This window comes from Mesorhizobium sp. M0698, from assembly GCF_040320455.1.
In the GTDB taxonomy this organism is placed as follows: Bacteria; Pseudomonadota; Alphaproteobacteria; order Rhizobiales; family Rhizobiaceae; genus Mesorhizobium.
Window position 1 is genome coordinate 84,110 of record NZ_JAMYPQ010000005.1, and the last position, 23,421, is coordinate 107,530.

The window sequence follows — 23,421 nt, forward strand, 5'->3', positions numbered from 1 at the left end:
ACGCGTTCAGACTGAATTAGCCTTCCCGCTCCGACTGTTTGTGTGATCCGCCAGCACCTCATTGATGACCCGCCACGATTTTTCCGCCTCGCGCTGGTTGCCGTCATGTCCCGAAGCGACGATCAGCGCCTTCCACAACGCCCAGCCCCGTGCGCGCGCCCAGCTGTGCTCGTCAAGGGCAATGGCGTCGCGGAACGCCTGACGGCTCTCGCCGTAAAATTCCGTCCACGCGATCACCAGATCACAGGCAGGATCGCCGATAGCCGAACTACCGAAATCGACGACCGCGTAGAGCTTGCCATCTTCGACGAGCAGATTGCCCGAGGCGACGTCGCCATGGACCCAGACCGGCGGCCCTTGCCTTCGCGCGGAAAGGGCCGTCGCCCACACGGCCTCGGCGGCGGCCTTGTCGATGCGGCCGCCGAGCGCCGAGAGCGCGGCTCGGGTCTCGGCGTCGTAGACCGAAAGCCGGCCACCGCGGTGGAAATTATGCTGCCCTGCCGGTGGCCCATCGGCAGCGTCGATCCGGTAGAGCGCAACCAGAAAGCCGGCCAGCGAACGGGCGAACTCGGTAAGATCGGCAATCAGTCCACCAGCCGCCGGTCTGCCGCCAAGCCAGCGATAGACGGACCAAGGCCATGGATAGCCTTCCCCGGGCGCGCCTTTGGCCAGCGGCACGGGTATCGGCAGAGGCAGGTGAGGCGCCAGGCGGGGCAGCCAGCGATGCTCCTTCTCGACCTGGGCGACATAGGCGGCAGCGCTCGGCAGCCGCACCGACATGCTGTCGCCCAGCCGGAACGTGCGGTTGTCCCAGCCGCCAGGCTCGACCGTCTCTACCGGCAGGTCCGCCCATTTGGGGAACTGCGCGGCAATCAGCCGGCGAACAAGTGCGGCATCTATCGGCATGCCTGGCGTTCGTTCATCGGGCGGCATCGAGCTTGCTCCGGTCTTCTGAATAGCCGGCGGTCCATCTTTTTGTCATCGCACTCTTGCGGCGCCAGTGATTCCCTTGCCGGCAAATTCTCTAAGCCTTGCGTTCCCAGCGCCGGTCAGGCGTTTGCTGCCAGTAGGTCACGGTGTGGCCGGCCTCCTTCATTGTCTTCCAATGCGTGCGTGCCGCCTCTAGCTGGGCTGCATCGTGGCCGTCGAACAGGAACACGGCGCGCTGGTAGCCGCCAAGCTCCGGCGGCGCCGCCCCATCGACCAGGAAGCGTATCTGCGCCTGGTTCGGATTGTCGGGGCCGACGGTCAGAAGCACCGGCTGCTCGGCGGGATGGGCTTCGCGATCCGTTGCGTGGGCCAGGAATGAATCGTCCCGGAAAGTCCACAGATGCTGGTCCAGCGCGTCGCGCCGTTCCTCGGTGCCGGTCTGCACCACGGCGCGCCAACCGCGATCGACACTGCGCTCCAGGAGGCCGGGCAGCGCATCCTCCAGCGTCGATTCGGTCAGGTGATAAAACAGAATCTCGGCCATGCGTTCAGTCTACATTGTCGGAGTCCCGCCCCAGCCGCTCATTGCTCGTAATGATCGCGCACCAGCCGGTCGAGCAGCCTGACGCCGAAGCCGGAAGCCCATGACTGGTTGATCTCGTTGGAAGGCGCGCCCATCGCGGTGCCGGCGATGTCGAGATGCGCCCAGGGCGTGTCCTTGACGAAGCGCTGCAGGAACTGCGCGGCGATGATGGCGCCGCCATGGCGGCCGCCGATGTTCTTCATGTCAGCATTCTTGGAATCGATCAGCTTGTCGTATTCGGCACCGAGCGGCATGCGCCACACCCGCTCCTGCGTCGCCTGTCCGGCCGCCGTCAGCCGGTCCGCCAACTCGTCATTGTTGGAGAACAGGCCGGCATAATGCTGGCCGAGCGCGACCATGATGGCGCCGGTCAGCGTCGCCAGATTGATCATGAATTTCGGCTGGAAGCGGTCGTTGCAGTACCAGAGCGCATCGGCCAGCACCAGGCGGCCCTCGGCGTCGGTATTGAGCACTTCGATAGTCTGGCCCGACATCGAGGTGACAATGTCGCCCGGTCGCTGAGCGTGGCCGTCGACGGCGTTTTCAACCAGCCCGACAATGCCGACGACATTGACCTTCGCCTTGCGCGCGGCCAGCGCGTGCATCAGCCCGGTGACGGCAGCAGCGCCGCCCATGTCGCCCTTCATGTCCTCCATGCCCGACGCCGGCTTGATCGAATTGCCGCCGGTGTCGAAGGTGACGCCCTTGCCGACGAAGGCGACCGGGCTTTCCTTGGCCTTGCCGCCGTCCCACCGCATGACCGCGATGCGGGCGCCACGCGGCGAACCCTGCGCTACGCCCAGCAGCGAACCCATGCCGAGCTTCTTCATCTCCTTCTCGGCCAGGATCTCGACCGTGACGCCGAGCGCCTCCAGTTCGGCGATGCGGGCGGCGAATTCCACCGGTCCCAAAACATTGGCCGGTTCATTGACCAAATCGCGCGCCAGCAAGACGCCGTCGATCACCGCCGCTTCATCGGCGAAGGCCTTCTTTGCAGCTGCCGGATCGGCGGTGTGAATAGTCACCTTGACCGGCTTTTTTGGCTCGCGCTTGTCGTCACCATTGTTCTTTTTGGTCTTGTACTTGTCGAAGGAATAGCTGCGCAGCAGGATGCCCGCTGCAAGCTGAACGGCTTGCCTGCCGCTGACGGCCGCACCGGGAAGATCGAGCACGACGGCCACTTCGGTTGCCTTGCGAAAGGACGCGGCAATCGTGCCGCCGAGCTTCAGCCAGGCGTAATCATCGAGATTGGAACCCTTGCCGGCACCGACCGCCACCAGCCGCTCGAGCGATGTCCCTTCCGGTGCCAGCACTTCGACCAGGCTGGCGAATTTGCCGATGAAGTCGGCGACCGGAAAAGCCCGCTCGAGGGTCTTTGCCGGATCGCAAGCCCTGGCGGCATCGCTGAGGCCGCCCTCGTCGGCCACCAGAACGAAAACGCTGCCCTTTTTGGGCGCGGCGAATTTGGCGAAGGCGATCGAGGGTCTCGAATTCATCATGTCCTGCTTTCGGGGAAGTGCGTTGGATTATCGCGAGAAACGTTCGTCAGTGAGCGGCGGGTTGAAACAGCTCGATGACATTGCCCGATGGGTCTTCGAGCAGCGTCTGGGAACCGCCGACGCCCGTTATGATATCGTTGCGAAAGACAAGTCCAGCACTCTTGAGGTGCGCAACCTCTTCTTTCAGGTCCGGCACCACCAACAGGATGCGATTCCAACCTCCCGGCACCGGCTGCCGGCCATCCGGCATCGCCCGTGCACCCGAACTGCCGGGTCCGCTTAGAAGGAGCCGTAAAGCGCCGCGTGTGACGGAAGCGAAAGCCGGTCGCGCGTCCTGTTCAACAGCGAAGCCCAGATGTCCACAGTAGAAGTCGATCGAGGCGGCGACATCATCGACCATGTAGCGAATGCTGACTGGCGTCATGACCATTGACCTTTCGGTTTGAGCACGTTTCAACAAGGCGTGTCTATTGCGGGCGGAACAGTCGGCATAGTCCGGCTCATTATCGCTGCTTGACAATCCGCGCCGCTATCGTCCTGGCCTGAATGCGGGCGTTGGCGAAACAACCGCGAATGCTCGGCCGCATGCCGGTAAACCACAGGCCGGGCAATTTCGGATCGGCATCGCCGCCGTTGAAAAGCGGAACGCCCTTGCCGTCGAGAACGCCGAGCTTGCCGACCATCTGCTCCAGACCGGTGCGATAGCCGGTCGCTGCAATGACGATATCGGGCGTGATCAACCTGCCGTCATTCAATACGATGCCGTCTTGGGTAAATTCCCGCAATGGTGGCAGCACCACGATCGTGCCTGCCTTGATGGCGCGAACCGCGCCGTCATCGGCTGCGATCGCGGTGTAGTCGGCGCTCAGACGGCTCGCACCGCCTGTGGGAGCCGGCGGAAGCCCAAATTTCGTCAAGTCGCCGAAAACCAGGCGCTGGGTTGTCGCCATCACCGCATCGGCCAGCCGCACCGGCAAGCTCGCCATTAACGGTGAAAGCCTGTGGACGGCGACCTTGCCGATGCGTTTCGGCAGCAGCGACGGGCCGTTGCGGGCCGACAGCCAGATGCTTTGGGCATCTGCATTCGCAAGATGATTGAGTGCATCGAACCCCGAATTGCCGGCTCCGACGACCAGCACCTTTTTGCCGACGTAGTCCTTCGCCTCGCCAAAATCGGCCGAATGGATAATCCGGCCTGCAAAATCCTTCATGCCTTTCCACGCGGGAATAAACGGCTGCCGGTCGCGCCCGGTGGCGACGACGACATGACGCGCCAGACGACGTCCGGAGTTCGTCCGCACGGTCCAGTGATCGCCGTCGAACGTGATCTCTTCAACGGCAACGCCGAATGCGACCGGCAGACCATGCGCCTGGCTGAAATCGTTCAGATGGCGAATGACGGCCGATTTATGCGGAAAAGCCGGGGTGCCTGCGGGATAGCCGACGCCGGGCAGCGTCGAGAGATCGCGATGCGTATTGAGGTGCAGCCGCTGGTGCCGCCGATGCCAGGGTTCGGCAAGCCGGCTCTCCTTTTCCAGGACGAGCGTCGGTACGCCGGCCTTCATCAAGGCGTGGGCGGCGGCAAGGCCGGCCGCGCCGGCGCCGACCACGATCGCGCCGTCAAAGACGGTTTCCCGACCGGTTTGATCGCGCAATTTTTCCGCTTCCATGCTGGGGCTCGACAGATCCTGACCCGTCTTATCATGTCGCGGCGGTCGCGACCGGCGCGACATTTGGTCGTTTTGCCGCATTTGACAAGACTTTGGCCGAAATCGCTCCCATATGCGATATCGAACCATCCACGATTCGTCGCGGCACGGCCCCGCTTCCCGCCGCAACCTGTTGTTAACCAACAATGTTCGCTCTTTCTTATCCATTGCCGCCGACACTCCGGCCCAGCGGATTTTGCGATCCGGGACAGAACCCAGATCGAACCGCCAAACTGAGCCAGTTGTGCAGCCGGCGCCGGACGACTACCTTGTTCCAAGGCATGATGCCGTTCGAAATCGCCGAGAAAAGCCTTCATGAAGGTCGTTGAACGTTACATCATGCGCCGTGCTTTCGCGGTATTCGCGCTGGCGCTCGTCTGGACGCTGGCGATCGTCTGGACGACTCAGGTGCTCGCCCGCATCGACCTCGTCACCGATAGCGGTCAGTCGGCCCTCACCTTCTTCGAAGTCGCAGCGCTGATCATCCCGACGATCGTTCCGATTGTCGTGCCGTTCGCCCTGGTGGTCGCGGTCGCCCAGATCCTCAGCGTGATGAATTCGGATTCGGAGCTGGCCGTCATCAATGCCGCCGGCGCTTCACGCTGGACCATCGTCAGGCCGATCATGCTTCTGGCACTTGCAGCCAGCGTTTTTTCCTTCGCCGTCGACAATGGCGTCGACCCTTACGCACGCCAGAAGAACCGCGAGTTGATTGCGTCGTCGCGTGCCGATCTGTTGTCGTTGATCATCCAGGAAGGCACCTTCCGTAAGATCGATGACGGCCTGTTCCTGCAGGTTGGCGAACGGCTTCCCGACAACCGTCTCGGCGGCATCTTTGTCGCCGATTCGCGCGAAGAAGGCGTCAATCTCATCTACTACGCCAAGACCGGCAGCATCATCGAACGCGGCGACGAGAAGGTGCTGATGATGAATGACGGCGTCATCCATCGCAAAACCATGACTGGCGACCTCTCGGTGATCCGGTTCACCTCCTACGCCTTCGACTTGTCCGCTTTCATGTCGGCATCATCTGACATCCTGCTCTTGCCGAAGGACCGGACGACCCAGTATCTGCTCAATCCCAGTCCGAACGACAAGATGTACCAGCAAAAGCCGAACAGGTACCTGGCCGAGCTCAACCAGCGTTTTTCCGAGTGGTCCTATTCGCTCGTCTTCGCGCTGATCGCGCTCGCCGTTGCCGGAGATGCGCGCTCGCATCGCGAGGCGCGTGTGCACCCGCTGATCACGGCAATCGCGATCGCACTGTTCGTGCGCTGGCTCGGGTTCTTTGCCGCCGGCAAGGCCGACAAGGTGCCGCAATATGCCTATATGGTCTACGGCGTCCCGATCGTCGCATCGGCGATCGCCATCTGGTTCATCGTGTCCAACCGGACCATGGAACTGCCGGTTGCCTGGGCCGATTGGATAACCAATCTTGCCGGCCGCTTCAGTGACGGCTGGAGCGCCATCAAGCTCCGTTTTGCCAGGCGTGGCGCATCCGGACAGGGGGCCGGCTGATGGGCTGGACTCTGGGTCGGTACTTCTTCTTTCGCTATGTGACGATCACCATCTGGTTCTTCATCGGCCTCTTGGCGCTGGTGTTCCTGATCGATTTCACCGAGCTTTCCGGCCGCACGACCGGCGTGCCGGGCTTCACCTACGCAACTGCGTTCGCCATTTCGGGGCTCAGGATGCCGATGATCATGCTGCAGACGGTGCCGTTCGTCGGCCTGTTCTCGGCGATGGCGACGTTGGTGTCGCTCAACCGCAAATATGAATTGGTCATTGCCCGTTCCGCCGGGGTTTCCGCATGGCAATTCCTGCTGCCGTGCTGCATCGGGGCGCTGCTGTTTGGAGCCTTGTCGGTCGGCGTCATCAATCCGGTAGCCGCGCACGCCTATTCCTGGTCCGAGGAGATCGAGACCCAGCTCCGTTCGGGCAAGTCGAACAGCGTCTCGGCCGATGCTGCGCCCTGGATCAGGCAGAAAACCAACGCCGGCGACACCATCATCGGCGCGCGCGCCATTCTCAATCAAGGCCTGGAGATGGCCGACGCGGTCTTCTTCAGCTTCAGCCCGCAAGGCGACATCATCGAGCGCAAGGATGCGGCGCGCGCCTTTTTGCGGGACGGCTACTGGGAATTGCAGGACGTCAAGGTGTTCCGGGACGGTACCATCCAGTCGTTACCCAGCGATCGGCTGCCGACCAATCTCAAGCCGGAATTCGTGCAAGAGCGGTTGGCGCGCCCTGAGACCATTCCCTTCTACGATCTGCCCGGCAAGATCGAAGTGGCCCGCTCCTTCGGCCTCAAGGCAAATGCCTTCGCCATGCAGTTCAATTCCCTGATTGCGCTGCCCTTCCTGCTTGTCGCGATGACACTGATTGCGGCAACGGTATCAATGCGATTTGCGAGGATGGGGCAGTCGGCAACGATGATTCTGGGTGGCATCGTGGCCGGCTTTCTGCTTTATGTCGTTTCGGTGCTGGTCAAGGCATTCGGCGTAGCGGGATTCGTACCCACGGCCGTAGCGGCTTGGGTGCCGGTTGTCGTGGCTATGTTCTTCGGGGTGACATTCCTGCTATACAAGGAAGACGGCTAGTGAGGGAGGCGGTTTTGCGCAGCCATAGGCACGCCGGTTTGGCACGCCTCTCTGCGGCGAGCGCCTTGGCGTGCCTGCTTGCCAGCGCCGCCCCGGTTGCTCCGGCTTTTGCCCAGGACGTCGGTGAGCTGGCAACGAAGGTTCCGAGCGGCACGCAGATGCTGCTGGCAGCCGATACGCTGGTCTACGACAACGACAAGCAGACCGTGACGGCCGTCGGCGGCGTCCAGATCGACTACGGCGGCAACCGTCTGGTCGCCCAGCGGGTCGAATACAACCGCAACACCAAACGCCTCGTCGCCAGCGGCAATGTCGAACTCGTCAATAGCGACGGCACCAAAATCTATTCGCAGCATGCCGACATCACTGACGATTTCGCCGACGGCTTCGTCAACGCGCTGCGGGTCGAGACCATAGACAAGGCGTATTTCGCCGCCGAAAGCGCGGAGCGCATGGGCGGCGTGCTGACGACGTTCCACAATGGCGTCTACACCGCCTGCGAGCCGTGCGAGGACAAGCCCGACAAAGCGCCGACCTGGCGTATCAAGGCCAGGAAGATCATCTGGAACGGCGAGAAGAAGACGGTTCGCTTCGAGAACTCGAATTTCGAGTTCTTCGGCTTTCCGCTGGCCTATCTGCCGGCTTTCGAGATCGCCGACCCGACGGTCAAGCGCAAGAGCGGCTTCCTGATCCCCGGCGTCGCCTACAAGAGCGATCTCGGCGTCGGTGTTAAAGTCCCCTATTATTTCGCGCTCTCGCCGACCTACGATCTCACTGTCACTGGCAGCGGCTATACCAAGCAAGGTTTCCTTGGTGAGGCCGAGTGGAGGCAGCGCTTCAACAACGGTCAGTACAGCCTGAAGATTGCGGGCATCCGGCAGGAGAATCCCGACGCCTTCATCGACGACAATGGCCACAACGTGAATTCGGGTACCGAAGGCGACCCGAACAGGTTCCGCGGCATGATGGGCACCCAGGGCCAGTTCGCCATCAACCCGCGCTGGGACTTCGGCTGGGACATCCTGCTGCAGAGCGACAAGAATTTCGCGCGCACCTACGACATCGATGGCTTCAACGATAGCGTGCACCGCTCCGAGGTGTACCTGACGGGGCTCAACGATCGCAATTACTTCGACGTGCGCGCCATGCACTTCGAGGTTCAGGAAGACACGCTCGCCAGCGATCCGACTGCACGCGCCGCCAAGCAGCCCTGGGTGCTGCCCTCGCTCGACTACGCCTATATCCCCGACATGCCGGTGGCCGGCGGGCAGCTGTCGTTCGACGTCAACGCGCGGGTCATTGACCGCGACAGGCTCGATACGGCTCTTGCAAATTCGGGCATCCCTTCGTCCGTCAACAACGTCCGCGGCATCGACGGTCAATCCGGCCGCCTTACCGCGGAAGCCGAATGGAAGCGCACCTTCACCACCGATGGCGGGCTTCTGCTGACACCGCTCCTGGCGCTGCGCGGCGACGCCGGCTACGTCAACGCCTCCTCGGCCTCGCTCGACGCCATCAACCAGATGGCGACCAATCTCGGCGTCGAGGACGATATGCGTTCATCGCTTGCCCGCTACATGGCGACCGCCGGCCTTGAGATGCGCTGGCCGGTGCTGTTTTCGATGACCAGTTCCAGCCATGTCTTCGAACCGATGGCGCAGGTATTCATGCGTCCGAACGAGCAATATGTCGGCGGGCTGGCGGTCCCCAACGAGGACGCCCAGAGCTTCGTCTTCGACGCCACGACGCTGTTCGAGCGCGACAAATTCTCGGGCTATGACCGCATGGAAGGCGGCACACGCGCCAATGTCGGGCTGCGCTATTCCGGCGCATATGACAATGGCTGGGGCACCAATGCGGTGTTCGGCCAATCCTACCAGCTCGGCGGCCAGAACTCGTTCGGCACGCCGGACCTGGTCAATGTCGGCGCCTATTCGGGTCTTGAAACTGCAACCTCCGACTATGTCGGCCTTGTCGGCTTCAACAGCCCCAGCGGGTTTTCCGGCTCGGTCAGCGGCCGTTTCGACGAGCAAAGCTTCGAGATCCGCCGCGCTGAGGTAAAGGCCGCCTTTTCAGGCCTGCCGGTATCGCTGAGCGCCAAATACGCCTTCATCCAGGCGCAGCCGCTCTATGGCTTCTCGACCGATCGCCATGAGGTTACGCTCGGCGCCTCGACACATCTTGCCGAGAATTGGCGCGTCTTTGGCACCGGCACGTATGATCTGGAGCAGAGCGTTCTGGTTAAGGACGGGGTCGGCTTTGCCTATAGTGATTCGTGCTTTACCTATTTGATGACGTTTTCGGAAAGACGTGACCTGAACACCAAAGAAGTATCGCAGAACGTCGGCTTCAACCTGTCGTTCCGCACGCTCGGCGATTTCGGCTCGTCGCAACGCTCCATCGACACCATTCAATAACGGGCAGCGGTCGGCAACGGGGCGGCTGGCGGACGACATTGTTTCGCCGCATAGAGCAGGCACGAAGTTTGACGGCCTGAACTGGGATAGGTTGGGCCGAATCGGGATGGAATTGGGATGCTTTCGATGAGGAAATACCTCTTTTCGGCAGGGTTCGCGCTGCTGGTGGCGTTCTCGACCACCGCGGTGACGCGGCCAGTTTTCGCCACCGAGATCAAATACGTCGTCAACAATATACCGATAACCACCGGCGACATCCAGCATCGGGCCGCTTTCCTGCGCCTGCAGCACAGAAAGGGCGATGCCGGCCAGGAAATGATCGACCAGACGCTGCGCCTGGCCGAAGCCCGGCGGCTCGGCATCCGCATCAGCGACGCGCAGGTCGATGCCGCTTATCAGCGTTTCGCCACCAGCAACAAGATGCCGCTCAAGCAGCTTGACGGCGCGATGGCGCAATCCGGCGTCACCAAGGAGCATTTCAAGGACTTTATCCGGGCGCAGATGGCCTGGAACCAGGCGCTGACCGCGCGTTCCCGTTCCGGAGACGGTGGCGGCGCAATGAGCGAGCAGGACCTCGTCAAGCGCATGCTCGAAAAAGGCGGCAGCAAACCGAGCGCCACAGAGTACATGCTGCAGCAGGTCATCTTCGTGGTGCCGGCCGCCGAGCGAACCGCCACGCTGGCCAAGCGCAAACGCGAAGCCGACGCCATGCGCGCCCGCTTCAACGGCTGCAACACCACGCGCGAATTCGCCAAGGGCCTGATCGATGTCACCGTTCGCGATCTCGGCCGGGTGCTGGCGCCCCAATTGCCGGCGGACTGGGCCGAGCAGATAAAGGCTACAAAGGTCGGCGGCGCCACCACGACGCGCGAAACCGACCGCGGTGTCGAATTCATCGGCATCTGCTCGTCGCGCGAAGTGTCAGACGACAAAGCCGCGCAGATGGTGTTCCAGAGTGAAGGTTCGAACGACAAGAACGCCGACGAACTCTCGAAGAAATATGTCGAGGAGTTGCGGAAGAAAGCCCGCATAATCGAGCGCTGAAGTCGAAGCGCCGTGCCTGACGCAGAGCTTCCGCTGGCGTTGAGCGTCGGCGATCCGTCCGGCGTGGGGCCGGACATCGCCATCGCTGCTTGGCAGGCCCGCGATAGCGCTGGCGTTCCGTCTTTTTATCTCCTTGCCGATCCGGCACTGATTGCCGCGCGGGCGCACAGGCTCGGCACCGATATCGCGATTGCCGAGACGACGCCGGCGTTAGCGCCGGGGGTGTTTTCGCGCGCGCTGCCGGTGGTGGCGCTTGCTGCCCGTTTCGTCGACAGTCCCGGCCGCCCGGATCCAGCCAACGCCGCCGGCATCATCGAGGCGATCGACCGCGCCGTTGCCGACTGCCTGGCCGGCCGCGCTGCCGCGGTCGTCACCTGCCCCATTGCCAAGAAGCCGCTCTACGACGCCGGCTTTCGCTTTCCCGGCCACACCGAATATCTGGCGCATCTGGCATCGCTTCACACCGGCACCGAAGTGACGCCTGTGATGCTGCTTGCCGGACCGGACCTGCGGACCGTGCCGGTCACCATCCACATCGCGCTGGCCGAGGTGCCGAAAGCGCTGACGACGGACCTTATCGTCGCTACCGGCCGCATCACCGCCGCCGACCTTGCGAACCGCTTCGGAATTGCCAAGCCGCGGCTCGCCATTGCCGGCCTCAACCCGCATGCCGGCGAAGGCGGCACGATGGGCACCGAAGACGAGCGGATCGTGCGCCCGGCGGTCGACCGGCTGAGGCAGGAAGGGATCGACGCCTTCGGGCCATTGCCGGCCGACACGCTGTTTCATGCTCGCGCCCGCGCCGGCTACGACGTGGCGCTCTGTATGTATCACGACCAGGCGCTGATCCCGGCCAAGGCGCTGGCGTTTGACGAGGCGGTCAACGTCACGCTCGGCCTGCCCTTCGTCCGCACCTCGCCCGACCACGGCACCGCCTTCGACATCGCCGGCAAGGGCATCGCCCGTGCCGGCAGCCTGATTGCAGCGCTGAAACTCGCTCGCGTTCTTGCCGATACCGGGAAAAGGCCGTAGGCCCTGAGCCCAATCAGCCAAATTCGATGGCCTTAACCCGATGAGCCCGCCTGATGAGCCCAGCCCGATGAGCATAGACGGCCTGCCGCCACTGCGCGAGGTGATCGAGCGCCATGGGCTGCAGGCGAAAAAGGCGCTGGGCCAGAATTTTCTGCACGACCTTAACCTGACAAGCAAGATTGCGCGAACCGCCGGCGACCTGAGCGACGTTACGGTTATCGAGGTCGGTCCCGGTCCGGGCGGGCTGACTCGGGCCCTGCTCCTCAACGGCGCCCGGCGGGTCGTCGCGATCGAGCGCGACGAGCGCTGCCTGGCGGCCTTGACCGAGATCGCGAACCACTATCCGGGTCGGCTCGAGATCGTAGCCGGCGATGCGCTGAAAGCTGATTTTGCAGCGCTTGCAAAAGGAGTGCCGGGAAGCGGCGGGTCGGCGAAAATCGTTGCCAACCTGCCCTACAATATCGGCACCGAATTGCTGATCCGCTGGCTGACCGTTACCGAGTGGCCGCCGTTCTACACATCGATGACGCTGATGTTCCAGCGCGAGGTCGCCGAACGCATTGCAGCCAGCCCCGGCAGCGAGGCCTATGGTCGGCTCGGCGTGCTGGCCGGCTGGCGGACGGAGGCGAGGATTGCCTTCGACGTACCGCCGCAGGCGTTCACGCCGCCACCCAAGGTGACGTCCTCTGTGGTGCATCTTGTGCCGCGCGCCAACCCCTTGCCGGCAGAGGTGAAACGGCTCAGCCACGTCACCGAAGCGGCATTCGGCCAGCGCCGGAAAATGCTGCGGCAGAGCGTGAAAAGCCTCGGCGGCGAGGCACTGCTCACCCGCGCCGGCATCGATCCGACCAGGCGTGCGGAGACGCTCAGCGTCGAGGAATTCGTTCGCCTGACCAACGCGGTGTGATGCCGGGAAGCGTCCGCGTGGAATTTCCGCTCTCATGGCATAGATAGCCGGACAAACCCTGCCCGGAGACAAACAGTGGCCGCCTATGTCATTTCCGACGTCACGATCCGTGACGCAGAGGCTATCGAAGCCTATCGCGCCCGCGCGGCTGCCTCCATCGCCCAGCATGGCGGGCGCTATCTGGTACGCGGCGGCGAGGTGGAAAGGTTGGAAGGCGACTGGTCTCCCCGGCCGCTGATCATCGTGGAATTCCCCGACATGGACACGGCGCGGCGTTGGTACCGCTCCGCCGAATATGCCGCGGCATTGGAACTGCGCGACGCCGCGCTCAGCCGCAATCTGATCCTGGTCGAGGGGATAACGCCTTGATCAATCCGTCTTCTCGTCGAGCAGCCCCGAAACGAAATCGAACAGGCCAGGCCGGCGATCGCGTCTGAGCCGTTCGGCGGTGACGATGCCGCGCACCTCGGCGAAAGCGCGGTCGAGATCGTCGTTGACGATGACGAAATCATATTCCTTCCAGTGCTCGATCTCGTTGCGGGCGTTCTTGAGCCGCGTCTCGATCACCGCTTCCTGGTCCTCGGCGCGACGCTTCAGCCGCGCCTTCAATTCCTTCATCGATGGCGGCAGGATGAATATCGAGACGATGTCGGCGCGCATCTTCTCCTTGAGCTGCTGAGCGCCTTGCCAGTCGATGTCGAACAGCATGTCGCGGCCTTCGGCCAGCGCCTGTTCAGCCGGCTCGCGCGGCGTCGCGTAGCAATTGCCGTGCACCTCCGCCCATTCGAGCAGCGCATCGGAATCGCGCAGCCGCTCGAACTCGCGCATGGTACGGAAGTGGTAATGGACGCCCTCGATCTCGCTGCCGCGGCGTGGCCGCGTGGTGACCGAGACCGACAATTCCAGGCTGGAATCGCTCTCCAGCAGATTGCGCGCAATCGTCGATTTGCCGGCGCCTGACGGCGACGACAAGACCAGCATCAGCCCGCGGCGCCGAATGCGGGAACCCACATCCCTAGCGGTCATGGGGCTTGGCAGTCATGTGGCTTGGCATCGGGATCATTCCAGATTCTGGACCTGTTCGCGAAACTGGTCGACGACCGCCTTCAGTTCCAGCCCGATGGCGGTGACCGCGGCAGCATTCGACTTGGAACACAGCGTATTCGATTCGCGGTTGAATTCCTGTGCCAGGAAATCGAGCTTGCGGCCGATGGCCCCACCTCCGGCGAGCAGTGCCCGCCCCGACACCACGTGCGTCTTCAGCCGGTCGATTTCCTCGCGTATGTCGGCCTTGGTGGCCAGGAACGCCGCTTCCATATGCAGCCGGCTGGCGTCCAGGTTGGCAGACGCGTCCATCAACAGGCGGATCTGCTCGGCGAGCCTTTCGCGGATCGTGGCCGGTTCGCGTGATGGATCGGCCTCGGCCCGCAGCGTCAGCGCCTCGATGGCGTCGATATGGCCGGACAGCAGGGAACGAAGTGCCGCACCTTCGCCCTGGCGCGCCTGGTGCAGCCCGTTCAGTGCTGCTTCCAGCGCCGACAGTATTGCGGTATCGAGCGCACTGCGCGCCTCTTCGGTTTCGATGGTTTCGGGAATGTCGAGGACGCCGCGCAGCGCAAGCAGCCCGTCGGCCGCCGCAGGGGCTACTCCGAACTGCTCCTGCAGCCGCTTGGCCAACCCCGCCAGATCCTTCAGGAAAGCCTCGTTGACCACGGGTTGCGCTTGCGCGCCGGCGGCGCGGCCAATGGTCAGCGTCATCTGGAAATTGCCGCGCGCAAAACGCTTCTGCACCGTCTGCCGGACGGCCGGCTCCAGCCGGTCGAAACCTTGCGGCAGCCGCAGCCTGACCTCGACGCTTTTGCCGTTGACGGACTTGGCTTCCCAGGCAATCGAAGTGCCGTCGTGTTCGGCGACACTGCGCGCAAAACCGGTCATGCTCTGCAAGTTCATGTAGCCGTGCGTCCCTTTGCCGAATGCCCCTCAAGCCGGAGCGATTTTCTCCGGACAGGATCATGTGAATTTCAATGCCATAGCAGCCCTTGCACATCCACCCGGACATGCACAGGGCCAACCTGATGGCGTCCGGCCCTACTGGGCGGCGGTGGCGCCCGCATCGTCAACGATGGCTCCCGCCGGCGTGTCGGCTCCGGTATTGGTTGCCCCGGCCTTGGCGGCGTCCTGCGCCTGCTTTTTCAGCAGTGCCCGGTAGCGAGCGACATTCTCGTTATGCTCATCGAGCGTCGAGGCAAAGACGTGCCCGCCGGTGCCGTCGGCGACGAAGTAGAGATCGCTGGTCTTCGACGGATTAGCGACTGCCTCCAGCGCCGCACGGCCGGGATTGGCGATCGGCGTCGGCGGTAAGCCGTTGATCAGATAGGTGTTGTAGGGCGTCGGCTTCTGGATGTCCGACTGATAGATCGGGCGGTCGATGGGTTTGCCCTTGCCGCCGAACAGGCCGTAGATGATGGTCGGGTCCGACTGCAGCCGCATACCCTTGGCCAGCCGGTTGAGGAAGACGGCGGCTACGCGCGAGCGTTCATCGCCCTTGCCGGTCTCCTTCTCGACGATAGAGGCTAGGGTGACAAAATCCTCAACGTTGGCGATCGGCAAATCCGGCGCTCGGCGCTGCCAGACCTCGTCGACCAGCTTCTTCTGGTCGGCCAGAAGCTTGTCGACCATCTGCTGGCGTGTTGCGCCGCGGGTGAAACGCAGCGTGTCGGTGGCGAGGCTGCCCTCAGGTGGAGTGGTCGACGGCATATCGCCGGTCAGCGCGTCCTGCTCGGCAATCCGTTGCAGCGCCTGCGCGACCGTCAGCCCCTCGGGGATAGTCAGCGAATACATCACCGACTTGCCGCTCTTCAGCAGTTCCATGATATCGTGCATCGACGCCTGCGGCTTGATCTCGTATTCGCCGGCCTTCAGGGCGGAATCATTGCCGAAGGCGCGTACGCCAAGGCGGAAAATGCGGGCGTCGCTGATCAGCCCTCGCCGCTCAAGCTGGTCGGCGATCTCCTGGACGCCGCTATTCGGCTTGACCAGGAAAGTGTCGCCATTGGCCGACGGGCCGGGCTCGTTGAACTCCTGCTTGCCGAAATACAGCGCAACGCCTGCCGCCAGCACCATCAGCATCACCGAAGAGATGACGAAGTTCATGAACACGACGAACTGGCTGCGCGAGGCACGCGAGCGCTTCGGCGGCGGCGTGCCGGCCTCGGGCCGCAACGCCTCACTGGCCGTCTTCGGCACGATCGGGCCGGGCGTTGCTGCCCGTTGCCCGAATTCCCCGTTATCGGCCGGATTTGTGTTCATAGCGCCCTACCATTTGATCTTGCGACGAATCCCCTCGGGCAGAGTAGGGGCGAATATGGCAAAATTGACGGCAGACGGAAACCGGCAGAGCGGTCAGCCATTGTAGCGCTGGAAGACGAGCGAGGCGTTGGTGCCACCGAAGCCGAAGGAGTTGGACAGCGCCACGTCGATCTGCCGGGCCCGCGGCTTGTGCGGCACCAGGTCGATCGCCGTTTCGCGCTCCGGATTGTCAAGATTGATGGTCGGCGGCGCGATGTTGTCGCGAATGGCGAGGATCGAAAAGATCGCCTCGGCAGCGCCAGCCGCGCCCAGCAGGTGGCCAATCGACGATTTGGTCGACGACATCGATATCTTCGAGGCGGCGTTGCCGACCAGCCGCTCGACGGCGCCGAGTTCGATCGTATCGGCCATGGTCGAGGTGCCGTGCGCGTTGATGTAGTCGACATCGGCCGGCGTCAGCTTCGCCCGGTTCAGCGCCGCAGTCATGCAACGGAAAGCGCCGTCGCCGTCTTCGGCAGGCGCGGTGATGTGATAGGCGTCACCGGTCAGACCGTAGCCGGTGACCTCGGCATAGATCTTGGCGCCGCGGGCCTTGGCGTGTTCGAGCTCCTCGAGCACGACAACACCGGCGCCCTCGCCCATGACGAAGCCGTCGCGATCGCGATCATAGGGGCGTGAGGCCGTTTGTGGCGCGTCGTTGCGCTCGGTGGAGAGCGCGCGGCAAGCGGCGAACCCGGCGATCGACAGTCTCGTCACCGGCGCTTCGGCGCCGCCTGCGACCATAACGTCGGCATCGCCCCAGATGATCAGCCGGGCGGCATCGCCGATGGCGTGCGCACCGGTCGAGCAAGCGGTGACGACGGCATGGTTGGGGCCTTTCAGCCCATGCCGGATCGAGACCTGACCGGAGACGAGGTTGATGATCTGGCCAGGGATGAAGAATGGGCTGATGCGGCGCGGACCGCGTTCCTTGAGGATCATCGCATTCTCGGCGATGCCTTCGATGCCGCCGATGCCCGAACCGATCAGCACGCCGGTGGCGCACTGTTCCTCATGCGTCTTCGGCTGCCAGCCGGAATCCTTGAGTGCCTCGTCGGCGGCCGCGATCCCGTACAGGATGAAGTCGCCGATCTTGCGCAGTTCCTTCGGCTCGAGAACGGCTTCAGGATTGAAAGTGGCATTGGAGCCGTCACCGCGCGGAATGACGTGGGCGACCTTGCAGGCAAGGTCTTCCACCTCGAATTCGGTGATGCGCTTGGCTGCGCTGCGGCCGGTCAGAAGCTCCTTCCAGCTGTGCTCGAAGCCCATGCCGAACGGCGAAAGCAGCCCAAGGCCCGTGACGACGACACGCCTCATCGCAGGTCCTCCCCGGTGATGACTGCAAATAGCGTCAGGCGGAGGCCTTGTCGATGTATTTCACCGCATCGCCAACAGTCAGGATGGTCTCGGCGGCGTCGTCCGGGATTTCGACACCGAACTCTTCTTCGAACGCCATGACAAGTTCGACCGTGTCGAGGCTGTCCGCGCCCAGATCATCGATGAAGCTCGCCTGCTCCGTCACCTTCTCGGCATCGACGCCAAGGTGCTCGATGACGATCTTCTTGACGCGCTCTGCGGTGTCACTCATTTGGGCATCCTCGTCTTTTGGTTGTCTGTCTTCGTTAGCGGGCAGAATGCCGCTAATCAAGCTGAAAGATGGTCCTGCCGGAAACGCAGCGGAACAGGACCGGTTTTTGCCCGAACCGCCGGGTTGCGGGCGGCATTACACGAAAAATCCCGTGCATCCAAGACGGAATGAAGCGTTTTCCCAAGTGTTAGATCATTGCCATGCCGCCATTCACATGAATGGTCTGGCCGGTGACGTAGGCTGCCTCGTTGGAAGCTAGGTAGGCGACGGCAGAGGCGACTTCGGCGCCCGTGCCCATGCGCCGGGTCGGGATCGCCGCCATGATCGCCTCTTTCTGCTTGTCGTTGAGCTTGGCGGTCATCGCCGATTCGATGAAGCCCGGGGCGACGCAGTTGACGGTGATATTGCGGGTGGCGATCTCCTGCGCCAGCGATTTGGAAAAGCCGATCATACCGGCTTTGGAGGCGCAGTAGTTGGTCTGGCCGGGATTGCCGGTGACGCCAACCACTGAAGTGATGTTGATGATGCGGCCATGGCGGCGCCGCATCATCGGATGGGTAAGCTCGCGGGTCAGCCGGAACACGGCGGTCAGGTTGACCTCGAGCACGCTATCCCAGTCGGCGTCAGCCATGCGTACGAACAACCCGTCCTTGGTGATGCCGGCATTGTTGACGAGGATGTCGACGCCTTCGAGGTCGGCCTCCGCCTTCTGGCCGAGCGCCTTGACGTCGTCGCGGTTGGAAAGATTGGCCGGGAAAAGCTTGACCCGGTCGCCTAGTTCGGCGGCCAGCGCCTCCAGTTTCTCGATACGTGTGCCATGCAGGCCGACGATGGCGCCCTGGCCGTGCAGCACGCGGGCGATCGCCTCGCCGATACCTCCCGATGCACCGGTGACGAGCGCCTTGCGGCCGGTCAATTCGAACATTCTTGCCTCCTGATCTGAGCGAACACCCTTCGCATGGAGCGGGGTCAAATCGCCAGTTGATTATGCAAGCGCCGCCAGCGCCGCCTCGACATCCGCCGCGGATCCGATGGCAGTGGTGGCAATATCGCGGTTGATGCGGCGGGCCAGCCCCGACAGCACCTTGCCGGCGCCCACTTCGTAAAGCGTCGCAACGCCGTTGCTGCCGAACCACTCCACCGTTTCGCGCCAGCGCACGCGCCCGATCACCTGTTCGACGAGTCGGCGGGCGATCTCGTCGGGATCGCTCGTCGGGGTCACCGTAACATTGGAGACCAGCGGCACGACCGGCGCACTCTTCGTCACGGCGGCCAGCGCCTCCCGCATGATCTCGGCCGCAGGCTTCATCAATGCCGAATGGAAGGGCGCCGAGACCTGCAGCATCAGCGCCCGCTTGGCGCCCTTCTCCGTGCATAGCCTCGCCGCCAGTTCGACCGCTGGCCTAGCGCCGGAGATCACCAGCTGGCCGCCGCCATTGTCATTGGCGATCTGGCAAACCAAGGCTTGTGCGCGATCTTTGGCGGCGCCCTGGGCGGCCTCTGCGCAAGCGGCTTCGACGTCGGCCTGCTCCAGCCCGATGATCGCCGCCATGGCGCCCTCGCCGGCCGGCACAGCCGCCTGCATGGCATTGCCGCGGATGCGCAATAGCCGGGCGGCGTCGGCGACCGAAACGAAACCTGCGGCCGCAAGTGCCGAATATTCGCCGAGCGAGTGGCCGGCGACATAGGTGACCTTGCCGTTCAGGGAGAAGCCGCGCGCCTCCAGCGCCCGGATTGCGGCAAGCGACACCGCCATCAGCGCCGGCTGGGCGTTGGCGGTCAGCGTCAGCGTCTCTTCCGGGCCTTCCCAGATCAGCTTCGATAGGTTTTCGCCGAGCGCGTCGTCAACTTCCTCGAAGATCCGCCGCGATTCCACAAAGGTATCGGCGAGGTCCTTGCCCATGCCGACAGCCTGGCTGCCCTGCCCCGGAAAGGTGAATGCGATGGCCATCGGCGGCTCCCAGCTGCTGGTTCACGTTGCCTGTGACGCAAGGCGTGCGGCCAAGTCAAGTCCAACCTTGATCGCGTAATATCGGCCGAGTGCCTGTTTCGGCAGGCTTTTTGGCGATCACTCATGATGAAAACCGCTCACGATTTGTTTGCTGGCTCTTCTTATTTCCGCCGCAGGCGCTAGGCTTTGCGTGACAGTTCGATGACAATCGAGTGACGCTTTTGTTGTGGGCCGGGGAACTATTGAAGTGGCAAAGACCAAGCAGAGCGCAGCCGAGGCGGCGCCCCAGTTTCTTGAAGGCGATCCGTCGACCGGCTATCTGCCGGCGCGCAAATGGCCTGTCATCCGCTATGGCCTTATCAGCTTGCTGGCTGCGGCCATCCTTGTGTTTGCCATCGAACTGATCGTGCGCGGCAACTTTGCCGGCACCATTGATTTCTTTCTGCAGCCTTTCAAACCCGGCTGGACCACGATCATCATTTTTGCGCTGATCCTCATCGGCCTCGACGCCGTGCTCGGCCGCAGTCATCAGAGCCTGATGATCGTCGCGCCGCTGACATTGTCGCTGGCGTTCGTCGGCCACCAGAAGTCGCTGTATCTCGGCGATCCGCTCTATCCGACCGATTTCCTCTATTCCCGGCAGATTGTGGCACTGATGCCGCTTCTGGTACGCGATCGCCCGGGAACCGCCATTGCCCTGGCGATCGGCATCGTCGGCGGGCTGTCGCTGCTCGTCTATGGCTGGCGGCTATGGCGCCGCCGCGTTCCGGCACTCAGCCACAAGGGCCGCCTTGCCCGGCTGACGCTGACGGTGCCGCTGATCGCCTTCTTCGTCTCCATCATGGACTATGCCACTTTCTCGTGGACACGCGACCGGCTGCAGATCATCCCGATCATGTGGGACCAGAAGGAAAACTATGCCTCGAACGGTTTTGCGCTCGCCTTCGCGCTGAACGTCCCGATGGCGCATGTCTCGGCGCCGCCCGGCTATTCCGGCAAGGCGATCGAAGCGATCGGCAAACCGCAGGTGACGGCTTCGGTACCCGCCGAGAAGCCCGACATCATCGTCGTCATGAGCGAATCCTTCTGGGATCCGACCAAGCTACCCGGCGTCACCATCACGCCCGACCCTATCCCCAATGTGCGGGCACTGCGCACGGGTTACATGTTCTCGCCCGAGTTCGGCGGCATGACGGCCAACATTGAGTTCGAGGCCCTGACCGGCTTTTCCAACGCCTTCCTACCGGCGGGCAGCATTCCCTACCAGCAATATGTGCGGACACCGACTCCCTCGCTGGCGACATTCCTGAAAAGTCAAGGCTACCGGGCGCGCGCTATCCATCCCGGCACTAACTGGTTCTGGAACCGGGGGGCCGTCTATGCCGATTTCGGCTTCAACGACTTCAAGTCCGAGGAGACGTTGCCGCCCATGCAGAAGCGCGGACCGCTCGCGTCGGACGCTGCGATGACCGACGAGATCATCCACGAAGCCGATACCAGCGCCGAGCCGGTCTTCTTTTTCGCCGTCAGCCTGCAGAACCACGGGCCGTATGAGCCGTATCGCTATAACAATCCGACCCACAAGGTGCAGGCGCCGATCAGCCAATGGGCGCGTGAATCGCTGTTGAGCTATGCCGAAGGCTCTTCCGACGCGGACCGCGGCCTCGAGCGGCTGATCGAATGGGCGAAGAAACGCGAGCGGCCGACCGTCATCGCGTTCTTCGGCGACCATCTGCCGCCACTTGGGCCGGTCTACGTCGAGACCGGCTTCCTGAAGGACAATGTTGCGCCGCGCAAGGAGGCGGCCGACCAGATGCTGCTGCACCACCAGACGCCGCTGATCGTCTGGTCGAATCGCAGCGGCCCGGCCGAGGATCTGGGCGCCGTCAGCCCGTCCTTCCTGCCCTACCATATCCTGAAGACAGCCGGCATCAGCCATCCCTATTACACCGGCTTCCTCGGACAGTTGCGAGAGCGCTACCGCGTTATCGACCGCAATTTGCTTTTGGCACCGGGGGGCGACGCCACCCCCGATTGGTCGCGTCAGAAAGAGATCGATCCGGCAATCCGCGACTTCCGTCTGCTGCAATACGACATGATGTTCGGCAAGCGCCATGCGGCGCCCGATTTCTTCCCCGAAACCACAGGCAAAGTGGCTGCACACACGAGTTGAGCAGCGGCGGCGGGAGAGCGGCCGACGTCGTTCAGTTCGTCAAGTGCAGCTGCGAAATCGAGCTTCCGATTTTCAGGAAGACGCTTTCGAGCTGACTGACGTCGTTGGTCGGGTAATAATCCGACGGCGACGATGCGCAGGCCTCGTAGAGCTTGCGGTTGGCTGCGGTGTCGGCCTGCAGCAGCACTGTGAAGATCTGCACGTCCTGCTTCTTCAATGTGTTGCATACATTGGTTGTCCAATCGTCGACATTGCGCGCAGCCGCGGTCTGGTCGCTGGATCCAAACCGACCCGAGGCCAGGAATCCGTAGGAGCCATAGTCCGACTTCTGTGGCGTATCCTTCGCGCCATAGACAACATTCTCGCCGTCGGTGAGCAGCAGCACCGTTTTGGTCGTGCCTGACGCCCTGAACGGCGCGCCGTCGCTGTAAGGCGGTTCCGGCGAGAGCACCCGCATCCCCCATGACAAGCCTTCCGAAACATTGGTCCCCGAGCCGTTCCATTCGATCATCTCACCGACGGCCTTCCGCAATTTGTCGAAATCATCGGTCAGCGGCACTATCGGCGTCGGACAGGCCCGGTTTGGGCCGATAGTCAGTGGGCCTCTCTTGTCGTTGATCAGCTTCATCGTCGAAACACTGTACTTCGCCATGTCGCTGGTGAGGCCGGGAAGCACGGTGACAACGGTATCGTCGAGATAGGAATTGTTGTAGCCGGTCGCTGAATTGCCGTAGGAGCTGGTTGGATTTTTAGCGTTACCTGGATCGTCCGGCGCGAAATAGGGTACGAACAGGGTGTCCGGTTTGTTTTGGTCGGGCGAAATGTCGGAAACATTGTTGGTTCCGGGCCGCGCTTCGACGCAGCCTCTCCATTCGACGCCCAATTGCTTGAACAGGTCCATATGGTTGACGCGCTTGCCGCCGACCAAGGGGAAATTGGCGCCATTGTTCGGCGATTTGCCGGCCATGTCGATCCAGGCCGGATCGTAGTCCTCGCCCTTGACGTTGACGGCGGTGACGAACGGCACCACCGCGACACGTACGCTGCGCGTCGGCGACTTCGCCGCTTCGAGCATATCGATCAGGGCCGTCGCCGCCGTCCGCAATGCGCCGATGCGATCGTTGCTGGCCATCGACCCGGTATTGTCGAGCACTAGCACGACTTCGAGCTGATTGGTCGATTCGACGGCGCCGGCATCGACGGTGATGCGCTTGTCGTTGCCGAACAGGAAGGCGAAGTTCAAATTGACGTCCGCCATGGCGACAGCCTTTGTCTGGATGTAATTGAGGCCCCTTTCCACGGTAAGCGTCGCTTCGGCGTTCCTCAACTCGCTGTGGCCGGCGACATTGGTCTGGAAGTAGCGGTCGAAGACGTCCTTGCGCGAAGCCTCGATGTCGCCGAGATGCGAAGATGCAAGGTTCGCGGCATCGAGCGCGTTCTGCAAGCTGACCTTGGCCCTCATCAAGGTGGACACGTCCACAGCAAAGGCGACGGCGGTCAGAACCGCAGGCAGCCCGAACGCCAGCATCAGGGCAAAGTTGCCGCTCTTCGAACGGCAGAATTTGTCGAAAAGCATTTTTGTCCCCAAAACCGCCTTGCTGCCGACCTCGCGCAGACTGTTTGCTTTTGCATCGGCATGA

Annotated in this window: 21 protein-coding genes; 8 read left to right on the forward strand and 13 right to left on the reverse strand. The window is 62.9% G+C overall.

Features of this window, described 5'->3' with window-relative positions:
• Positions 1-6: 6 nt before the first annotated feature.
• From NKI16_RS13430 to NKI16_RS13450, 5 genes are all read right to left on the reverse strand, one after another.
• On the reverse strand, positions 7-933 hold the full coding sequence (locus tag NKI16_RS13430) for an aminoglycoside phosphotransferase family protein (RefSeq protein WP_352922943.1): 927 nt from the start codon (positions 931-933) through the stop codon (positions 7-9).
• 91 nt (positions 934-1,024) lie between these two features.
• Positions 1,025-1,474 (reverse strand): DNA polymerase III subunit chi, encoded by a 450-nt coding sequence (locus NKI16_RS13435; protein WP_352625021.1) that lies wholly within the window; start codon positions 1,472-1,474, stop codon positions 1,025-1,027.
• A 38-nt stretch (positions 1,475-1,512) separates the two neighbouring features.
• On the reverse strand, positions 1,513-3,009 hold the full coding sequence (locus tag NKI16_RS13440; RefSeq protein WP_352625019.1) for a leucyl aminopeptidase: 1,497 nt from the start codon (positions 3,007-3,009) through the stop codon (positions 1,513-1,515).
• A gap of 49 nt (positions 3,010-3,058) precedes the next feature.
• The gene (locus tag NKI16_RS13445) at positions 3,059-3,442 is read right to left on the reverse strand and encodes a VOC family protein (protein ID WP_352625017.1); all 384 of its coding nucleotides are present in this window, start codon (positions 3,440-3,442) and stop codon (positions 3,059-3,061) included.
• A gap of 73 nt (positions 3,443-3,515) precedes the next feature.
• Positions 3,516-4,682, reverse strand: a complete 1,167-nt coding sequence (locus NKI16_RS13450; RefSeq protein ID WP_352641001.1) for a flavin-containing monooxygenase — start codon at positions 4,680-4,682, stop codon at positions 3,516-3,518.
• A gap of 354 nt (positions 4,683-5,036) precedes the next feature.
• On the opposite strand from NKI16_RS13450, the gene lptF reads away from it, so the two are divergent.
• The 7 genes from lptF (at position 5,037) to NKI16_RS13485 (ending at position 13,090) form a co-directional block, all read left to right on the forward strand.
• On the forward strand, positions 5,037-6,239 hold the full coding sequence (gene lptF / locus NKI16_RS13455) for an LPS export ABC transporter permease LptF (RefSeq protein WP_352569685.1): 1,203 nt from the start codon (positions 5,037-5,039) through the stop codon (positions 6,237-6,239).
• Complete coding sequence (gene lptG, locus NKI16_RS13460; protein ID WP_023677695.1) at positions 6,236-7,321, forward strand: LPS export ABC transporter permease LptG; 1,086 nt, start codon at positions 6,236-6,238, stop codon at positions 7,319-7,321. The genes lptF and lptG overlap by 4 nt, the downstream gene beginning before the upstream one ends.
• The gene (locus tag NKI16_RS13465) at positions 7,321-9,738 is read left to right on the forward strand and encodes an LPS-assembly protein LptD (protein WP_352922947.1); all 2,418 of its coding nucleotides are present in this window, start codon (positions 7,321-7,323) and stop codon (positions 9,736-9,738) included. Before lptG ends, NKI16_RS13465 begins: the two co-directional genes overlap by 1 nt.
• Positions 9,739-9,855: 117 nt before the next feature.
• Positions 9,856-10,782, forward strand: a complete 927-nt coding sequence (locus NKI16_RS13470; protein ID WP_352625014.1) for a peptidylprolyl isomerase — start codon at positions 9,856-9,858, stop codon at positions 10,780-10,782.
• Between the two features lie 12 nt (positions 10,783-10,794).
• Positions 10,795-11,814, forward strand: a complete 1,020-nt coding sequence (pdxA, locus tag NKI16_RS13475) for a 4-hydroxythreonine-4-phosphate dehydrogenase PdxA (RefSeq protein WP_352621263.1) — start codon at positions 10,795-10,797, stop codon at positions 11,812-11,814.
• A 67-nt stretch (positions 11,815-11,881) separates the two neighbouring features.
• A complete protein-coding gene (gene rsmA, locus NKI16_RS13480; protein ID WP_352625012.1) occupies positions 11,882-12,721 on the forward strand; it encodes a 16S rRNA (adenine(1518)-N(6)/adenine(1519)-N(6))-dimethyltransferase RsmA in 840 nt (279 codons plus the stop codon).
• Positions 12,722-12,796: 75 nt separating this feature from the next.
• A complete protein-coding gene (locus tag NKI16_RS13485) occupies positions 12,797-13,090 on the forward strand; it encodes a DUF1330 domain-containing protein (RefSeq protein WP_352625010.1) in 294 nt (97 codons plus the stop codon).
• On the opposite strand, the gene gmk is transcribed toward NKI16_RS13485, so the two are convergent.
• The 7 genes from gmk to fabD form a co-directional block, all read right to left on the reverse strand.
• Entirely contained in the window at positions 13,091-13,747 is a 657-nt protein-coding gene (gmk, locus tag NKI16_RS13490) for a guanylate kinase (protein WP_023677701.1), read from the reverse strand. It abuts the gene before it with no gap.
• 33 nt (positions 13,748-13,780) lie between these two features.
• Positions 13,781-14,671: a YicC/YloC family endoribonuclease gene (locus tag NKI16_RS13495; protein WP_352454404.1), complete on the reverse strand. Its 891-nt coding sequence runs from the start codon at positions 14,669-14,671 to the stop codon at positions 13,781-13,783.
• 138 nt (positions 14,672-14,809) lie between these two features.
• Complete coding sequence (mltG, locus tag NKI16_RS13500; protein ID WP_023677703.1) at positions 14,810-16,030, reverse strand: endolytic transglycosylase MltG; 1,221 nt, start codon at positions 16,028-16,030, stop codon at positions 14,810-14,812.
• 93 nt (positions 16,031-16,123) lie between these two features.
• On the reverse strand, positions 16,124-17,386 hold the full coding sequence (gene fabF, locus NKI16_RS13505; protein WP_352467164.1) for a beta-ketoacyl-ACP synthase II: 1,263 nt from the start codon (positions 17,384-17,386) through the stop codon (positions 16,124-16,126).
• Positions 17,387-17,420: 34 nt separating this feature from the next.
• Positions 17,421-17,657, reverse strand: coding sequence for an acyl carrier protein (locus NKI16_RS13510; RefSeq protein WP_127851501.1), 237 nt, complete (start codon positions 17,655-17,657; stop codon positions 17,421-17,423).
• A gap of 187 nt (positions 17,658-17,844) precedes the next feature.
• Entirely contained in the window at positions 17,845-18,582 is a 738-nt protein-coding gene (fabG, locus tag NKI16_RS13515; protein WP_352453223.1) for a 3-oxoacyl-[acyl-carrier-protein] reductase, read from the reverse strand.
• A 60-nt stretch (positions 18,583-18,642) separates the two neighbouring features.
• Positions 18,643-19,608 (reverse strand): ACP S-malonyltransferase, encoded by a 966-nt coding sequence (gene fabD, locus NKI16_RS13520; RefSeq protein ID WP_352625007.1) that lies wholly within the window; start codon positions 19,606-19,608, stop codon positions 18,643-18,645.
• A 247-nt stretch (positions 19,609-19,855) separates the two neighbouring features.
• Here fabD and NKI16_RS13525 point away from each other — a divergent pair, with 247 nt between their 5' ends.
• Positions 19,856-21,781, forward strand: coding sequence for an LTA synthase family protein (locus tag NKI16_RS13525; protein ID WP_023677707.1), 1,926 nt, complete (start codon positions 19,856-19,858; stop codon positions 21,779-21,781).
• 31 nt (positions 21,782-21,812) lie between these two features.
• Here the strand turns inward: NKI16_RS13525 and NKI16_RS13530 are convergent, their stop codons facing one another.
• Positions 21,813-23,357: a pilus assembly protein TadG-related protein gene (locus NKI16_RS13530; RefSeq protein WP_352625006.1), complete on the reverse strand. Its 1,545-nt coding sequence runs from the start codon at positions 23,355-23,357 to the stop codon at positions 21,813-21,815.
• Between the last annotated feature and the right edge of the window lie 64 nt (positions 23,358-23,421).